The following is a 15,821-nucleotide window of genomic DNA, read 5'->3' on the forward strand; positions in this document are numbered from 1 at the left end:
TTCATTCTCCTCCCAGATATCCTTTCTCTATGTAATTGCTACTGACTGAGAAAGGATATCTTTTTATTGTGAGGGGGTCAATATTCAATGAAAGAGTGGGGTCAGGTTTCAGTATAAATCAATAACAGCGGCTTAGTGCTAGTATGGGTATCCCTGGTTATGACAGGAACTTACAAGCTCGACCAGGTACCTAATCTGTATAACCTCAAAACTGTTGTAACTGAGGTCGTAAACGGCACAGCGGCTTAATTCTAAAGAAGGGCAAAGCAAGGACTAGCGATAGTCTCTTTTCTTTGCCCTTTAACAAAAATGTTAATACTCTCTAATGTAATTAATATAATACTCCAAAAATGAAGGGGGTATTATATATGTTTAAAATTTTGGAAATTGTTGGTTGGGTTGAAGAAGTAGATGGATTTTGGGAAATGCAGGATGGGAGAGTTTACAACAGTTATGAAAATAGTTTTTTAACAAGAGAACAAGTAGAAGATGGTTACGAAACGCTGAAGGCTTTGTCACAGTAGACCCATTTAGCTCACAATCACACTCCTTGAAAAAGGGGTGTTTTTAATGCTCCAAAGTAAGGTTAGGGATCATTTTACAGGTTAACCATAAATGATAACATATAAGAAATTTCAACATAAGACTACAAATTTTTACAGTTAGAGATTATAATTTTTGACAGGCGCCGAAATATCATAAAGGAGGTAAGGTAGTTAGGGAAAAATAGTGACATGAAGATTGCTTTGGGTCCTGCTCAGTATCAGCCCAAATAAATTACTATACAATCATAGTGACGGTGGATCTACATGGGTTACCGTAAATACTGATTTTTTTAAGTTAATGTTCCAGTTGAGAAATTTCAAGATATTCCTGTTTGAAGGGTATCTTCATCTCGTACATCTGCTTTATCAATATTCAAGTATGAACTTGACATTGTTTTGCAAAGGAGTGGTCATCATGAAAAATAAATTAATTTTTATTATTCTTTCAGCTATAATTCTTATTTTTGCATCTATCACGCCTGTTTTTGCTGATCCTTCTCCATATCCATCTAATTTTTGTGAGGTTGGACAAATGGTAGGTGGTAGACAGCTAGCTATTGGTAATGACGGTTATGTTTATACTTATATAGATTCTTCTGTTTATAATAATGTTGCTAATCAAACTATGTATTGGTATAGATACAAGAATAATACTTTAATAGATTCTGGCTCTAATCCTCCTATGACATATAAAACTATTAATTTTTTAGATAGTTGGAAAAAATGTGATACTCCAATTCAGGCTACTCCAAATGATGTTATTGAAATTGTTGAAAAATATTCTGATGGAACTGTTGTTTTAGGGCCTAGTTACGTTGGCCCTGGTCATAACGTTTATTCCACTAATGATGATCACCTCAAAGTACTTTTAGACGTTGCAGAACAGGCACAACTCAGTGTTACAAGTAGCCTTTCTGATAATGCAAGCCTAACCTGGACATCCTCAGACCCTACAGTCGCTAAAGTCGATGCAAATGGCAAAGTTACAGCTGTAAAAGAAGGTATATGCAATATAACTGCAGCCAAGAGTGACAATTCATTTACAGACTATATACCTGTAAAGGTTCTTAAGGGTGCTGAAAATCTTCGACTTGCCTTGAATCTCAAAGCGGGGGAGTCAAAACGCCTGTGGATAGCCGATGATGCATCGAGTGTTACCTGGACATCGATGGACCCAAGTGTTGCATCAGTAGATAGCACAGGCAAAGTTAAAGGAGTGGCTAATGGCCTCTGTATTGTTCAAGGAGTTTATAGCGGTAAGACTTATACTATTTATGTGAGAGTTAATTCATAAGGAAATGGGATAAAACTAATAGGATACAAACAACCTCTCTTGCTTAGTCGGGGGAGGTTGTTTTGAATCTCTCATTTCCTAACTATCGGCGAAGCTAAAGGTGCAAAGCATCGTGGTTAGCTTACCTAAATAAAAAACTAGTATTACGCAGTAAGACGTATTATGTGCAGCAAGTAAAAAGAGGAAATCACACTCCTTTGTCAAATATTTCATACAAAGGGGTGTAGTTTATTATGAAAGAAAACTTGAAAAATCAACTAAAAGAAAGTTTTGATACCGTATTAGGTGGAGGAGCCTCGCTTGCTGGCGGCCTATTATCTGATACATTGTTTGGTCAAATAGCTCCTGGTATTGCAACAACAATTTTAAGTTATAAACAAAAAAGGTCAGAAAAGATGTTATTCAATGCAATGGAGCAGCTAAAAGGTAGAATTGTTAAAATAGAAGATGTGATAAAACAAATGTCAGATATTGAAAAAACATTTATAAGTGAAAAGCTTATTCCAATTGCATTTGACAGCATAACCGAAGAAATTCAGGAAGAAAAAATTAAGTTCATTATAAACGGAATTAATACGGCTATAGAGAATAAAGTTTCTAACGAGGATATAATCATAGCATATTACGATGTATTAAATAGTTTAAGGCTAGCGGATATAAGAATATTAATTCAATTATATAAAGAAAGTAAAAAAACAGCAGTAAGTTATTTAATAGACGAAAATCGTAATAGTATGAATAAGTATGAGGCAATTGAAACGCATATCCTTAGAAAGTTGGAGTCATTATGTCTAGCATCTATCCAAAAAACGATTGGAGATCTGCAAGGCGATTTTATTTCAAAAGCAACACCTGATAAAGTGAGAATTAGCACTTTAGGCGTTCAATTTATTGAGTTTTTTGAAATGGATGCATGAAATTGGGGGGAGAAGGATTGGAAGAATTAATGGGAAATTTTATAAAAAGTTGTTTGGAACTTGGCAAAGAATTACTCGATAAGGATAAGCTTACTGAAAGAGAAGAGAAGTTCATCAATGATCTGGATTTAATAGTTGAAAAATATATGAAGTAATAGGCACTCGAAAGAGTGCTATTTTATTGTCCTAACTAAAAGACTCTTTATATGAAATAAGAAGGATTCTTCCTCCTGTTTCTAGTATTAGAATCTAGAGGTGATTAATTTGGAATTAGCATCATGGATACAAGCTATATCAAGCGTGCTGTTGCTGATAACGACGGCAATTTATGTTTATTTTAATAAGAGACTCGTTGAAGAAAGTTCTAATGCATTTGTATCTTTGGAAGAGTTCAGTAATCCGGAATTAATGGGATGCAAACTTAAGTTAGTCAATTACGGTCCAGGGCACGCATTAAAAGTTATAGTTAAAGTTGAAATGCAAAATGGTAATCAAATAACCCGGGTAGAAGCAGTAGGACCTAACGTGCTGATTAGCGGTAGAGAAGCATTTTATGAAATAAAAGATTTAGATTATGGGATACAGATGATTACACCAATATTTATATCATTCGAAACGCAGACTGGGAAAAAATTCACATATGAATGGGTGAATACAGTTTGGGGAAGGAGCAATGAAATCCGACTAATCAGAAAAATTAATGACAAGAAACTTGCCAAACGCTCTGAATAGGGGCGTTTTTATTATGCCCTGGAATCTAAGCGTGAAAAGCTGCAGGAGGTGACAGCGAAGTAAGGCACCCAGGGCCATCTTTGCACTTGGAGGCAGAAATGAACGAAAAGGAATTCATTTTCAAATCATCGTTTGCCGCGATAGGGACGGCCGTTACGGCTTGGTGCGGTGGGTGGGATATCGCGCTTAAGGTTCTTGTTTACCTTATGGTCTTAGATTATATTACAGGTTTCTTAGGGGCGGTAAGACAGAAGAAAGTAAATTCCGAAGTTATGTTTTGGGGCGGCATTAGAAAGATAGTTATTCTTTCTCTTGTCGCCTTAGCAGTTCTTTTGGATAAGCTTTTTGGCAACTCCGGCCCGGTTTTGAGAACGCTGGCGATGTACTACTATGCTGGGCGTGAAGGGATTTCTATGATTGAGAACGTTGGAAAGATTGATGTAACTATAGCTGTTATGCCGAAAGATATTGGCAGCAATGAGGAAATTAAGCAAATGATATGAGTTCATTCAGCTTAAGGACTCATCACAAGGAGGTTGGAAAGTGAGTGAGGATCAAGTAGATTATGATAACATTTTAGGTATCGAACATAAATTAACTGGAATGTGCAGCATGAAATCTATGTTGGACAAGATTAGGGAGAGGGAACCGACCTTGCTTTTGGCTATAATACAGTCGCAAAAAGTTATTGGTTGTGACGGTAAACGGATTCCAAAAGGAAGGCTTAGAAATGTAATAAGCGAGCTTTCGGAACTGCCTGATATCAAGCCTATGAAAGAAATCATAAGAGCAAATAGGCGTAGGAAAAGGCTAAAGGATCGAGTCATAGCTGAAGGGTATAAAATTCGTGAGATTGATGAATTTACCTGGATGATTGAACGTTAAGAGCTTCCCTTGTGGGACACGGAATAAAAGAAAATGGTAAATGTGCTACTGCTTTTCATGTATACCCAATAAAGTAACTCAACTCTGGAGGTGATGTAAGATGCACACGGCTAATGGCTTAGTATATTCAGCGAAGCTAAGTCATCGATTACAGAGCGGAAGATTAAGGAGCTTTCCTTGGAATAAAACGCAATATTCATCGAGCCCTAAGAAAGGTAATCTTAAAACTAGAAAGGCAGGAATTAATTATGTCAAAGGTCAAAGAAGCGGTAGATAGTCTTTTAGGTGAGGTTGCTAAACGAAACTCTAAAATTCAGGAGAAGATTAATAGTCTGCAGAAAGAGGCTGTCGAAGTAAAGAGCAGCATTGATGGTTTAATGCAGGACCTAGTTAATTATGACCTAGCAGATGACGAACAAGGTCAAGCAACTGCAAACAAAAAGATCGCTCAACTCAGATTTAAATATGATGACCTTCAAGCCAGGGTTGAGGCATACAAGGAAGCAATGAATAACCAGTCCATCATTCAGACTGGAATATCAACAGCTCTTGATATGGCACGTAAGGTGAGAGATGAAAGAAGCATACTTATACAAAAGAAAACGGATCAATGCGATAAGTTAGAGAAAGATATTGAGTCCATGAAGAAACAACTTGAATGTGCAAAAAGCGAAAGGAATTCTTTAGTAAGTAGGACAGAGGCTAAAGAGTTGCTTCCACTGCTGAAATATATAGAGCCTCGTAAAATCAAGAATATGTATGAAGAAAGGTATCTTTCCGCACTTATTAATGGCATTACCGGTGAACTATTGGACCAATATATTGAGGTTCCGATGGATTACGGGCCTTCGTCGAAGAATGTTGGGGCAGGACCATCGATTAACTGGGGTAATTCCGGTTTAACTAGAATCTAATGATGAAAGGAATGTTTAATATGGCTAACAACAATGATAGCAAAGCAAGGGAGTTACGAATTAAAGAACTCATGGCAAAGGCAGTTAATAAAGAAGCAACAATTGAGGATGCAAAAGAAGTGCTGGATTTATTTAAGGCAGAGAAAGAGGTTGACGCAATTCTTGACCATGTTAGCAAGATTGCACAGAATACCCTTAATGGCCATAGAGCGTCAAACAACGATCCTTTGTTAGAACATGTACGCGGTGTGGCCAAGAAGGCATTGAATTGAATTACAGATCATCAGAAAGGATATATATCATAATGCATGGGGTAGGAGCTTGACTCTTACCCTTTTTTTAACAATTAAAGTAGGATTACGTTCTGAATTTTTGGCCTTTCCAACAGGCAGAGCGGAGCCTTCTTTTTTTGAAGAAGATAAAAGTGAAATTTTCGGTTAAGAGAACGAGAATTAAACCGATTCTTTTCCAATGCTCAAGATGCAAAAAGAAATACTTCTCTTTTCTTGAAATTATGTCCTGAATGTTTGAAAGAGCAGAAAGATCATGAGGAATCTATCAAGAAGAAAAAGGAATTAGAATGAAAAGCAGCCGGTTAAGGCTGCTAAATAATTATTTTTACGTTTAATGATGCTTTTCTATTAATTTAATGCCGAGAGCTTCCTTGATGGATGCTTGAAGAAGCTGTGAGAAATTCAGACCAGCCTCTTCGCCGGCATCTCGTAACCATTTAGGCAAAGTGCAGTTCTTAGTTACGGCCTTGTTCGCGGCTTCATTACGATATGGAGGCATATAAACTTCGACAAAAACGATTCGGTCACTTTCATCAAATAAGGAGATATTTTCAGGAACTGAAGGAACGGGAAGAGATTGGCCTTGTTCTTCCTTTTCTAGAACAAGACCTACAAGCATATCTTTGGCTTTTCGGATGCCTTCGGCAATATCAAGACTCAAGATAGCAGTGCCAGGAAAGTCAGGGAAATACATCCCGAGTCCTCCGTCTTCAGCTTTTTCAACGACTATTGGATAAATCAAATGATTAGACATTAATAATCAACTCCTGTTTATTTTATATATGCTTTTATGTGGTTAACATCAGGGGTTAGAACTTAACCCCTGATGATTTCTCTATATTGCTTAGCGTTCCCTTTGGGATTACCTGTCCGGTGTGGTGAAAGGCTATGTCGGCGTATCTCTCAGGGTTTGTTTTGTGTATGTACCGTTGATGGCTGGTGCTATTACCGTGGTTTGGGGATTTAACAAAACCTTCTTCTTTTAGTTTTTGTAGCACTTTCCTTACTGTTATTTGTTTCCCCAAGTTCCTGACCTCCTTTCTGATATAATTATAACACGCGTAAATAATGCGTGTCAAGTAATTGCGAGGAAAATATGCGTATTTCTTATGCGTGTATTTGTTAGTGGGGGAATAGTTGAATAAGGTTTCTAACTATATCAAATAATCGCGGGTCCTTTCAGCTGACTGGGGATATGCGGGTCTTGCGAGTCCCGAAAAAAACTAGTTTTGAAAAAAATTTTTTGGGGCGTTTCGTTTCGCCAGATTGGACTTCTTAACAAGGCTCAAACAAGATATAATCGGGATTTTTGTTTTTCCGAACTAGTAAAATAGAGTAAAAAAGGAACATGTATTTAGTGTTTTTTAACTCAGTTTGCTAGAAGATCGCATTTAATTATGTGCCCCCAAAAAACGTTACTATTTTCCGCTTTATTACCTCTTTAAAGCACTAAATGATTGATATAGGTAGGTATTACTATTTAATTAATTAAGAACTTATACTGAGTTTCGTTTCGGTGTAAGTATAATTTTTTGTAAAAGCAGGAAAATGTTAATCTGCGTCGAAGCAATTTGAAAAATGAAATTAAATAAATAACAAATCATATAGGATTGGGGTAACGTTTTGGCTTGAACACAAAGCAGAAGGTAAATTTAGAGTGTTTACTTCAACCCCATGAACAGTTTATGTATTTAAGGTAAAGCAGCTAATATTTTTAGCTTTGAGGCCCGTCAAGGCAAGACTTCCCTTAAAAAGGAATTGATTGAAAGCCGTGTAGGGAGACATATAGAGAAACTAAATTTCTTAAAAATTCATAATTCACAACAATATACTAAGATAAAAGAGGCCTATGATATGACGCAAACTGGGCAAACCGAAATGAATGAGAATAAAAAGACAAATAGAATAATGTATTATATTATATTAGGGTTATTAATCATTTTTATTGTAACAATATTCACTAACTACTTTGCTTTTGGAATGATTCCTTATACTGTAAGTCATAGTCAACCTTCGGCTTGGATTGGTTATTTTGGAAGTATACTCGGATGTAGCTTAGGGGGAGCTATTGGTGGTTATATTGCATATATAATTGCTTCAAAGCAAATTGAAGTACAAAAAGAATCTTTAAATAAGGAAAATAATGATAGGATTAAACGAGATCTTCAAATAGAAACTGCGAAAAATGTTAATGAGCCTATTGTATACTTTCAAAAGCATTTACAAATGTTGTATTCTCATATGAGAAGGCTTATCATTTTTTCCGTTAAATATCAGAAAGATTTAACCATAGTTAATAATGGTTCTTTTGACTTTGAAAGGGAATTTCAAAATTTAATTGGTTTGCTAGAAGTGAATTTACAAAATTTAGATGATCAACAAGCAATCATGTCAAAGATCATATTTTCAAGGATTATTATTCTTAATAAGTTTTACGGAGAAATCATTAAATTTGTGACATTGAATGAAGAACTTAATACTTCAGTAGAAAAAATAAAATTATTTTTAGCAGCGACGGAAGATGCTATACATAAAAGCATTAATATTGATCAGCTATTAACTGATGATTTATTGAATGAATTTAATAATGTGTTTATAACCAAGGCAGCTGAGCTAGAAAAATTGATGTTTGACTTAGCTCTTGAAATAAATAATGAGTTTTTATCAGATTTATTTGAGGATCATAAATATGAAATACCAAATCTAATTAATAGATATAAACCATTAAACATATAAATTTTGATCTATCTTGGATGAATGAAAAAATCGGGGGAGAGGAGTCACTTTTACAAAAATCCTCGTTACCCTCATCTCCGTCATCGCCTAGTTCGAGTTCAATGGACGCCCTGTCCAGTTCGCTTCAAGCTAGATCGCAAATAGATCAAGATTGAGCAGGTCATCTCCATGGAAGAAGAGAAGGTCGCAGGCAAATTGGATGCTGCTGTTTAAGTGCCAGAGTAAGATAGACAAAGGGTAAAGCGCTTAAATATTTTCGTTAGTGATTTTAGCATAATTTCACGTTAATCCTTCATCAATTGGTGAGGGATTTTTTAATGATTAGACAAGTTTCCCCTTACTTCGCGAAAAGGTTGTGAGATGATATAGGCGAAATAAATATAACTTAGAGCGGGAGCGATTAAAATGGCCGGTGCATCGGACTTGTATAACTGGGCTAACTGTACTGATGAAAATAGAAAATTAAATGACCTTGCCAGCTTATCTTTTCCTAAAGAGGATTGGAGTGGTGTAGAAAGACCTTGTAAAAGCGTCGATAAAAATCTTTTTGTTTTATGGAAATATATTCATCACACGTTTGGATATTTGACGAAAAAGGAACCACATAAAATATTCGAAAATAGCAATTATGCCTGTTTTAATACAGGTTTAGAGACGGAAAAGTATGAGGAAATTTTCGCTATTTTTAAAAGAGTAACGGAAAATGATAAGTTTGAGTTAGTTGGATTTTACGAAGAGACAAATAATATATTAAACGTTATTAGAGGGAAATTGCCTGAACCGGCAAATTATATAATAAATCCCTCTGATTTTATATTTGATGCTACAAAGGAAATGAATTACTCTTTAAATCATATTCTTGATGAAAGGCAAGGAAGATTACCTAAAGTTATTAAGACTATTCCGGAAGATTACAGAGAAGATGTTATTGTAAATCGCATGCGAAATGCATATAGAAGATTGAAAAGAAATTACAAATTAGCAATTCCTCAATATTCACCCAGGCATGATGAAATTCAACTTTTGATTCCGGTATGTGTTACTAAAAAAACAATAGCAGATTGTGCATTAGCAGTCAGAAAAATTGATGATGTATATATAGCGAAGACTATACTCACTTTAGATATGGCGTACAATAATGCTAGATTGATAACTAGGCCAGACCCAGAGTGGCTTCAGCCATTAAAAGACGCGAATGATATAAAAGAGGATGATATTATAGGACCGGATGAATCCTAAATAAATTATCGTAACGCTATCTTCGTTCCCGCCTGGTTTGACCTCAACCGCCGCCCTCATTCAGTCAGCTTCAATCTCGATGACAAAGAAAACTAGATTGAGTGGGGCATCTCCATGTAAGAGGAGAAGATCGTGGGTGATTGGATGATATGTAAAATGTGAAAGGCTTGAAACTGATTCATTTTTAAGGTAGAATAGTTTGAATTCAATATTACAGCGATACCGCAAGAAGACGGAGACTGATTTAGCGCTCGAATCACAGAGCGTTTAAATTAGTCTCTTTTGTTTTTGTGGTAAAAAAGGGGGTGGGGAACAATGAGTCTAATAGGAAGAGATTTGCTATGGTTCGCAAATTTATTTTTAATTGGGGGGGTAGTTTCTGTTTCCTTTGGAGTGCGTAAATCCGTAAGATTTCTAAAGCAACAAACAAAAGGTCAAGGTAACTGGTTTTACATCAATGGTATATCGCTATTAGCCCTAAGTTATTTGGCCAATGGATTGGGAAGTGCCTTTATGTCTATGTTACACTAATCGAACATTGCATAGAATCAGCGACGATGAGATTCTTTCATGGGCAAGATAAGGTTGAATTCACCCCTAGCCCTGGGCATAATATTTAACGACCATCTCTGTTTTCTAATACTCTCATCGATGTTGCTGGAAGTATTCTTTAATTAATATGCACGGTGCATCGCTGATACAAGAAAAGCCCCTCCAGCTTATTTGGAGGCCACTGAAAATCTAGGAAAATCTATTGCTTGGGTATCCAAAGCCACCATATGCCGTAGGTAAAATAGAAAGTCAGCACTATATATGGTACTGACCTTCTCGAAGATAAAGTTTTTCAGTGGCCTCCTTATTTGGAGGGGCTGTCTTAATATAGAGAGGATTTATTTCGCCAATTGTTCTTCTGCAAACAAGCTCATATTTTCTTCTGGTGTAAACTTATCCTGACCACCGGCCTTTCTGCACATCATGCATAATGATTGCTCTGCGTATACTTTCGAATACAGATCTTCCTTGGGAACAAAGGCTTTTAAGCATTTTTGACATTGGAATAAAGGCGTCATTTATTTGATTCCCCCTTTCTTAATAGATAATAAAGGGGTATTTCTCCATTTTATGGGATAAGCCCTTCGAGTGATGGTACTTTATGCAGGAAAAAAATTCCGTGTGCCGAAGATTTAAGAAGAAAGGAGATGACATAGATGCCAGATGATAAAACTAAGAAAAGACCTCAAGATTCTTCGCGAATTAATATTCATGAACCTTATGAAGTGAATTATTGGTGTGATACGTTTGGATGCACTGAGGTTCAACTTAAAGCCGCAGTTAAAGCGGTTGGAGATTCAGCAGCGGAAGTTAAGAAATATTTGGGTAAATAATTATTATGAATGCCTGGCTCTAATGAGCCAGGCATTCATAATATAAATAAGCTTTTATGTTGTTGTTCAAAGCTTCGCGAATTAATGATGACCATCAAAACCCCGGTTATTAAAACCGAGCTTTTTGTTTTTAGTGGGCCTTTAAACTCTATAACAAGCAAATTGCGGCATTCAAGAATAAGAATTATAAGGGTCTTAAAATATTCATTATAGGGTTTCTTTATTGCTATGTACTCGCACAGTTACCAGGGCTTTATTATCAGGCCGCTCAAGGTAATGATGATCCTTTAGAAGAATTGTATATGCAATTCCCTGATATTCCTGAGGATTGGATTCATGAAGCAGCTGATGAGATTTACTCCGAATGTACAGACTGGGTTAAAAAAGGACAATACTAACTTTTTAGTTTCAATAGATAACAAGATAACATGAGCATACTTAATTGTATGCTCATGTTTAAATTTGCGGTAGAAAATTTACGTATTGACTTATATTTTATGGTATTTTCTTGTATCTTTAGTAGCCAAATAGTAGCCAATCTCTTATGTAGTAGCCAAAATTGCAAAATAAAAAATCCAGCAATCACTTGCTGGATGCGGTTTCTAGGTTGGCAGGGGATGCAAGAGTCGAACTCGCACTGACGGTTTTGGAGACCGCTGTTCTACCATTAAACTAATCCCCTTTAGTTTTGGCGACGAATTGAATTATAGCTTAAAATAAGATATGTGTCAACTATGATTATGGAACTAATTTAAATGAAATATAATAAAGGCGGCAGGATTTTTCAAGAAAAACCAGAATAGGCATTATAAAATAAGTCAATGGGAGGGAGTGGGTACCTTGAGGATTGATTTACACGTTCATACTCAAGAATCTGACGGTTCGCAGACTGTCGAAGAGGTCTTAAATCTCGCCCATTCAAATGACGTTAAAATACTTGCTATCACAGATCATGAAAGTACTGAGGGAATCACAAGGGCAGAAGAATTGGCCAAATATCTAAATATTGAAGTTATCCCCGGAGTTGAATTATTAACAAATTTTCAGGGAGAGGAAGTTCATCTACTAGGCTACTTTAAAGATATTCACAATTCAGTTTTGCAAACTCGTTTAAGCGAGATTCGAAAGCAGCGTACGTCTCTGGCCTACGATATGGTTAAATGTCTTCAGAAGGGGGGACTTTCCATTGAATGGAAGGATGTTGAGCGTGAGGTCGGTTCGATTGGAGCTGTTAGTAAGGGCCATATTATGAGGGCTATACATCATCGATATAGCAGCTTAAATCCAAAAAGCTGGCAAGATATCGCCACATATTTTCGCCCCGGTGGAATCGCCTATCTTCCCTATCTAAAACATAGATTTGAAGATGCTGTTGATTTGATTTTTAATTCCGGAGGTTTCCCTGTTGTGGCTCATCCCGGTTTATTGTCTGAACCGGATATGGTCTTTGATCTCTTAGCCTATCGGCCAATTGGGCTTGAAGTGTATTATGGCTATTGGGAACAACAGCAGAGGTTAATCTCTTATTACGCTGAAGTTGCTGCTCAATTTGCCCTTTTGGCTACAGGTGGAAGTGATTATCATGGGCCATTTGGCCGGATCCAAATGGGTCAGATGGATGTTCCCCTTGAAGGAGTTTACAAGCTGCGAAACCTACTGACCTAAAGCCAGAGGTTGTTGTAAAGGAAGAAGTGATTTTTTGGGCAGACGCATTGGACTAGCCTTTTCAGCTCTTTTGTTTACGCTGTTTTTCGGAACAGTTGGGTTAATGACTACGGAACACCTCACTTTGGCCCAAGCTTTTTATTTTACTGTTGAGACCATTACGACGGTGGGTTACGGAGATTATGAAGTTAAATCAGATTCCGGCCATGTCTTTATCATCATTCTCATGATTGGCGGAGCTGGAGTAATGCTCTATTTCGTTGGATTAATGATGGCGTTTTTAATTGAGGGTCAACTGGCCGGGGCGTATGGGAGAAGAAAGATGAATAAAAAGATCGAAGAACTTCAAGACCATATTATTGTCTGCGGAGCAGGGCGCGTTGGAAAACAAGTGATTTATCGTCTGAAGAAAGAAGGCCATCCTTGTGTCGTTATTGAACAAGAAGAGGATTTGGCCCATGAGTTTGTTGAGGAAGGATATCTAGTCATCAATAATGATGCTACTGAAGATGAGGTATTAAAAAAGGCTGGAATTGAGCGAGCAAAGGGGTTAATTACGGCACTTCCTGAAGATTCCCTAAACGTGTTTGTAACCCTGACAGCAAAAGGACTAAACCCGAATATTCAGGTGGTTGCCCGCATGGATCGGTTAGAATCCGAGAATAAATTGTTGCGTGCCGGAGCTGACAAGGTGATTTCTCCAGCCATATTAGGCGGCTGGAGAATGGCTATGTCAATTTTGAAACCTGTTAGTATTGAGTATCTTGAAACCTGTATTCATGATCAAAATATTGGGATGGAAATTATGGAACTTAAAGTTGATCAAGGGTCTTGCCTGATCGGAAGAACCTTGTCCACAAGCGGTATTAAGCAGGAAACTGGTGCTATGATTTTAGCAATTTTGCGTAATGATCGTGTTATCAGTAATCCTAGCGCTCAAGAGAAAATCATAGAAGGTGATCTTCTCATAGTGTTGGGTTTAAGAGAACAATTGCATCTTTTGGAAGAAGTGGCAGCGAATCTGACAAAATTAAAGCCTGCTGAAATAGGATAGATTAAAAGAGGAAGTCTTGGGATAAAATACCCTCTGAGTATGAAAACACAGCTTCATTTTGGAGGGAGATTTTATGCATAATTCACGATCCGAAAAAGACATTCTTAGTGATATCAAAAAACTTATTCATACACATTTCGGAGAAAGCGGACAGGGAATTCACGTGGAGGTCAAAGGAGACAGGGCAATAATCTGGGGAACGGTTGATAGTTTGGTGGAAAAGGATTTTTTCGGGAGTCGTGTGGGCCGCATCGATGGTGTTCGTGAATTAGATAACTCTCTGACGGTTGCTAACGACGGAAATATCTTGGATAAGGATATAGAAGAGGGAATTGTTGAACGGTTTAAGAGGTCTAATTTTGAGGATATTACTCATTTGGGGTGTCGGGTTAGCCGCGGAATTGCCACCTTGCTCGGACATGTCGAGACCCAAAGCACTGAACGGTTAGCTAAGCGCCTTGCTTCTCAGGTACGCGGTGTAAAAGAAATCCGCAGCGAAATTCAATTTTTGGAGAAAGCTGTTGATGATGCGACTTTAGTAAATCGCGTGGAAAATGCCTTGGTTGCATCGCCTTGGGTTAATGCACATGAAATTCAGACGGGTGTGCGTAATGGCTTGATAACGTTAAGCGGTCTTGTCGACACTCAGGAAGAGATGGAATGGGCCGTTGAAACCGCATATCAAGTTCCCGGTGTGAAGGCTGTTGTCAGTGAGATCATGACTCGCCATCGGTCGCAAGGTGACGACTTGTGGCTGACGGAGCAGCTGGTATCAAAGTTGGGACAGCATGGTTTAAATTCAGGTCAAGTTCGAGCTTTTGTACAGAATGGTATTGCTTTTCTGACTGGAGAAGTTTACACCGAAGAGGAACGTGATCTGCCTGAAGAAATGATTAAAGGCATCCCTGAGATTCATACTGTTAATAATTCCATTAAAGTTGCCGCACATTCCAGCAAAGGGTAATTGACTTAGGTTTAGATACTTTGCTATCTGTGTCTTGAATTTTACTCCGCATGGTAATGCGGAGTTTTCTAATTATGTGCTAGCAGATGAAAAATCAGGAAATGCATTTCTGAGTATGAAATTCGGGTTGCTTCAATAACTTTATGCTATAATAAAAACTGTTAGGGTCGTGACAATTATGTGAAGGAGGGCAATAATGGATCCCATAACTCATGGACTCGTCGGAATTGCCTTAAGTGCTTTCTCAGGTCATACGATGCAATTAAATGATCCCGTTTTTTTGGGCTGTACTCTGGGCGCAATGCTTCCTGATCTCGATATTTTAGCTTATCTCAAAGGTCGGCTAAATTATTTGTTGAACCACCGGGGTGCAAGCCATTCTTTGCTTGCTTTAACTGGAATGTCTCTGGTACTCGGAACTGCCTTATATTTGATTTATCCCACGACATCCTGGTGGACTGTGGTATTATGGACACTTATTGGAACATTATCCCATAGTATTATGGACTTATTAAATTCTTTTGGAGCGGAATTGTTATGGCCGTTTTCGCGTAAAAAAATTACAGTTGATATGATAATGCTTACTGATCCCATCATATCATGCTTGTTTCTGGGATCTTTTATGGCCTCATTGCGTTCTGCTGATTTTTCCAGGCCTTCTGCATCGTTTGCTATATTTTTCAGTTTATTATATTTAGGCTACCGTCAAATCGGCCGTTTGAAAACTCGTAGTAAACTTATGAGAGTGTATTCAATTAAATCTCGTGCTGAGGTTAAAGTCCTTCCGGCCATGTATCATCCTTTTGCCTGGAATTTTATTCTTTTCCAGGGAGATTCGGTGCGGTTTGGTATTGTTCGTAATCAGATGCCTTCAATTTGCAGAGTTTTACCGAAATTCGATAAAGACAATCCTTCAGTTTCTAATGCTCTTGAGGGAAATTTGGCGGAAATGTTTTGTCAATTTACCCCGTATTATCATGTGGTGGCTCATAACTCTGATTCAGGAGAATGTTTGGTGGAATTCGTCGACCTGCGTTATTGGACGAAAGGTGATTTTCTCTATACCGGCAATGTTTACTTGAACGAAAACGGTGAAATATCCTATGAAATTTTTAATCATTTCCCTAATCAAGAGGGTGTGCTTTTAAGTTACTAAGGAGATTAGACTAAAAAACCTTTTGACATTCTCATAGCGTAT

20 protein-coding genes and 1 tRNA gene are annotated in these 15,821 nt (G+C 37.4%); 17 read left to right on the forward strand and 4 right to left on the reverse strand.

Annotated elements, in window-relative coordinates; genetic code table 11:
* The first annotated feature begins 368 nt into the window (after positions 1-368).
* From B5771_RS24385 to B5771_RS19385, 9 genes are all read left to right on the forward strand, one after another.
* Positions 369-524: a hypothetical protein gene (locus tag B5771_RS24385; RefSeq protein ID WP_172408319.1), complete on the forward strand. Its 156-nt coding sequence runs from the start codon at positions 369-371 to the stop codon at positions 522-524.
* A 436-nt stretch (positions 525-960) separates the two neighbouring features.
* Positions 961-1,839 (forward strand): Ig-like domain-containing protein, encoded by an 879-nt coding sequence (locus tag B5771_RS19355; protein ID WP_172408320.1) that lies wholly within the window; start codon positions 961-963, stop codon positions 1,837-1,839.
* Between the two features lie 233 nt (positions 1,840-2,072).
* Positions 2,073-2,756 carry a hypothetical protein gene (locus B5771_RS19360; protein WP_088189018.1) on the forward strand — a complete coding sequence of 228 codons (684 nt, stop codon included), beginning with the start codon at positions 2,073-2,075 and terminating at the stop codon, positions 2,754-2,756.
* Between the two features lie 17 nt (positions 2,757-2,773).
* Positions 2,774-2,911: a hypothetical protein gene (locus B5771_RS24390; RefSeq protein ID WP_172408321.1), complete on the forward strand. Its 138-nt coding sequence runs from the start codon at positions 2,774-2,776 to the stop codon at positions 2,909-2,911.
* Positions 2,912-3,020: 109 nt separating this feature from the next.
* Positions 3,021-3,488: a hypothetical protein gene (locus B5771_RS19365; RefSeq protein ID WP_088189019.1), complete on the forward strand. Its 468-nt coding sequence runs from the start codon at positions 3,021-3,023 to the stop codon at positions 3,486-3,488.
* Between the two features lie 98 nt (positions 3,489-3,586).
* Positions 3,587-3,991, forward strand: a complete 405-nt coding sequence (locus B5771_RS19370) for a phage holin family protein (protein ID WP_088189020.1) — start codon at positions 3,587-3,589, stop codon at positions 3,989-3,991.
* 40 nt (positions 3,992-4,031) lie between these two features.
* Entirely contained in the window at positions 4,032-4,373 is a 342-nt protein-coding gene (locus B5771_RS19375; protein ID WP_088189021.1) for a hypothetical protein, read from the forward strand.
* Positions 4,374-4,621: 248 nt separating this feature from the next.
* Positions 4,622-5,287 (forward strand): hypothetical protein, encoded by a 666-nt coding sequence (locus tag B5771_RS19380; protein WP_088189022.1) that lies wholly within the window; start codon positions 4,622-4,624, stop codon positions 5,285-5,287.
* A gap of 20 nt (positions 5,288-5,307) precedes the next feature.
* Positions 5,308-5,559, forward strand: a complete 252-nt coding sequence (locus tag B5771_RS19385) for a hypothetical protein (RefSeq protein WP_140417770.1) — start codon at positions 5,308-5,310, stop codon at positions 5,557-5,559.
* Positions 5,560-5,911: 352 nt separating this feature from the next.
* On the opposite strand, the gene B5771_RS19390 is transcribed toward B5771_RS19385, so the two are convergent.
* Positions 5,912-6,334: a type II toxin-antitoxin system HicB family antitoxin gene (locus B5771_RS19390; protein ID WP_088189024.1), complete on the reverse strand. Its 423-nt coding sequence runs from the start codon at positions 6,332-6,334 to the stop codon at positions 5,912-5,914.
* Between the two features lie 55 nt (positions 6,335-6,389).
* Positions 6,390-6,605 carry a type II toxin-antitoxin system HicA family toxin gene (locus tag B5771_RS19395; RefSeq protein ID WP_088189025.1) on the reverse strand — a complete coding sequence of 72 codons (216 nt, stop codon included), beginning with the start codon at positions 6,603-6,605 and terminating at the stop codon, positions 6,390-6,392.
* A gap of 829 nt (positions 6,606-7,434) precedes the next feature.
* Between B5771_RS19395 and B5771_RS19400 the strand changes: the two genes are divergently transcribed.
* The 3 genes from B5771_RS19400 to B5771_RS19410 all read left to right on the forward strand — a co-directional run bounded on the left by B5771_RS19400 (position 7,435) and on the right by B5771_RS19410 (position 10,086).
* On the forward strand, positions 7,435-8,316 hold the full coding sequence (locus B5771_RS19400; protein ID WP_088189026.1) for a hypothetical protein: 882 nt from the start codon (positions 7,435-7,437) through the stop codon (positions 8,314-8,316).
* Between the two features lie 405 nt (positions 8,317-8,721).
* Positions 8,722-9,555, forward strand: coding sequence for a DUF3825 domain-containing protein (locus B5771_RS19405; protein WP_088189027.1), 834 nt, complete (start codon positions 8,722-8,724; stop codon positions 9,553-9,555).
* A gap of 315 nt (positions 9,556-9,870) precedes the next feature.
* The gene (locus B5771_RS19410; protein WP_088189028.1) at positions 9,871-10,086 is read left to right on the forward strand and encodes a hypothetical protein; all 216 of its coding nucleotides are present in this window, start codon (positions 9,871-9,873) and stop codon (positions 10,084-10,086) included.
* Positions 10,087-10,445: 359 nt separating this feature from the next.
* Here B5771_RS19410 and B5771_RS19415 read toward each other — a convergent pair whose 3' ends face one another.
* A complete protein-coding gene (locus B5771_RS19415) occupies positions 10,446-10,625 on the reverse strand; it encodes a hypothetical protein (protein WP_088189029.1) in 180 nt (59 codons plus the stop codon).
* A 138-nt stretch (positions 10,626-10,763) separates the two neighbouring features.
* Between B5771_RS19415 and B5771_RS19420 the strand changes: the two genes are divergently transcribed.
* Positions 10,764-10,940: a DUF3606 domain-containing protein gene (locus B5771_RS19420; RefSeq protein ID WP_088189030.1), complete on the forward strand. Its 177-nt coding sequence runs from the start codon at positions 10,764-10,766 to the stop codon at positions 10,938-10,940.
* A gap of 608 nt (positions 10,941-11,548) precedes the next feature.
* On the opposite strand, the gene B5771_RS19425 is transcribed toward B5771_RS19420, so the two are convergent.
* A tRNA-Trp gene (locus B5771_RS19425) sits at positions 11,549-11,622 on the reverse strand.
* A gap of 158 nt (positions 11,623-11,780) precedes the next feature.
* Between B5771_RS19425 and B5771_RS19430 the strand changes: the two genes are divergently transcribed.
* The 4 genes from B5771_RS19430 to B5771_RS19445 all read left to right on the forward strand — a co-directional run bounded on the left by B5771_RS19430 (position 11,781) and on the right by B5771_RS19445 (position 15,779).
* Entirely contained in the window at positions 11,781-12,605 is an 825-nt protein-coding gene (locus B5771_RS19430) for a PHP domain-containing protein (protein WP_088189031.1), read from the forward strand.
* 34 nt (positions 12,606-12,639) lie between these two features.
* Positions 12,640-13,659 (forward strand): potassium channel protein, encoded by a 1,020-nt coding sequence (locus B5771_RS19435; protein WP_088189032.1) that lies wholly within the window; start codon positions 12,640-12,642, stop codon positions 13,657-13,659.
* Positions 13,660-13,732: 73 nt separating this feature from the next.
* Entirely contained in the window at positions 13,733-14,623 is an 891-nt protein-coding gene (locus B5771_RS19440) for a BON domain-containing protein (RefSeq protein ID WP_088189033.1), read from the forward strand.
* 196 nt (positions 14,624-14,819) lie between these two features.
* Positions 14,820-15,779: a metal-dependent hydrolase gene (locus B5771_RS19445; protein WP_088189034.1), complete on the forward strand. Its 960-nt coding sequence runs from the start codon at positions 14,820-14,822 to the stop codon at positions 15,777-15,779.
* Positions 15,780-15,821: the final 42 nt, after the last annotated feature.

Origin of the sequence: Desulfosporosinus sp. FKA, from assembly GCF_002196785.1 — a bacterium.
Taxonomy (GTDB): domain Bacteria; phylum Bacillota; class Desulfitobacteriia; order Desulfitobacteriales; family Desulfitobacteriaceae; genus Desulfosporosinus; species Desulfosporosinus acididurans.

What these genes read in the sequence shown, in the direction of transcription:
- B5771_RS24385 (WP_172408319.1), top strand. Translation starts at nt 369, where the DNA reads ATGTTTAAAATTTTGGAAATTGTTGGTTGGGTTGAAGAAGTAGATGGA.
- B5771_RS19355 (WP_172408320.1), top strand. Translation starts at nt 961, where the DNA reads ATGAAAAATAAATTAATTTTTATTATTCTTTCAGCTATAATTCTTATT.
- B5771_RS19360 (WP_088189018.1), top strand. Translation starts at nt 2,073, where the DNA reads ATGAAAGAAAACTTGAAAAATCAACTAAAAGAAAGTTTTGATACCGTA.
- B5771_RS19370 (WP_088189020.1), top strand. Translation starts at nt 3,587, where the DNA reads ATGAACGAAAAGGAATTCATTTTCAAATCATCGTTTGCCGCGATAGGG.
- B5771_RS19380 (WP_088189022.1), top strand. Translation starts at nt 4,622, where the DNA reads ATGTCAAAGGTCAAAGAAGCGGTAGATAGTCTTTTAGGTGAGGTTGCT.
- B5771_RS19385 (WP_140417770.1), top strand. Translation starts at nt 5,308, where the DNA reads ATGGCTAACAACAATGATAGCAAAGCAAGGGAGTTACGAATTAAAGAA.
- B5771_RS19390 (WP_088189024.1), bottom strand. Translation starts at nt 6,334, where the DNA reads ATGTCTAATCATTTGATTTATCCAATAGTCGTTGAAAAAGCTGAAGAC.
- B5771_RS19400 (WP_088189026.1), top strand. Translation starts at nt 7,435, where the DNA reads ATGACGCAAACTGGGCAAACCGAAATGAATGAGAATAAAAAGACAAAT.
- B5771_RS19405 (WP_088189027.1), top strand. Translation starts at nt 8,722, where the DNA reads ATGGCCGGTGCATCGGACTTGTATAACTGGGCTAACTGTACTGATGAA.
- B5771_RS19410 (WP_088189028.1), top strand. Translation starts at nt 9,871, where the DNA reads ATGAGTCTAATAGGAAGAGATTTGCTATGGTTCGCAAATTTATTTTTA.
- B5771_RS19415 (WP_088189029.1), bottom strand. Translation starts at nt 10,625, where the DNA reads ATGACGCCTTTATTCCAATGTCAAAAATGCTTAAAAGCCTTTGTTCCC.
- B5771_RS19420 (WP_088189030.1), top strand. Translation starts at nt 10,764, where the DNA reads ATGCCAGATGATAAAACTAAGAAAAGACCTCAAGATTCTTCGCGAATT.
- B5771_RS19440 (WP_088189033.1), top strand. Translation starts at nt 13,733, where the DNA reads ATGCATAATTCACGATCCGAAAAAGACATTCTTAGTGATATCAAAAAA.
- B5771_RS19445 (WP_088189034.1), top strand. Translation starts at nt 14,820, where the DNA reads ATGGATCCCATAACTCATGGACTCGTCGGAATTGCCTTAAGTGCTTTC.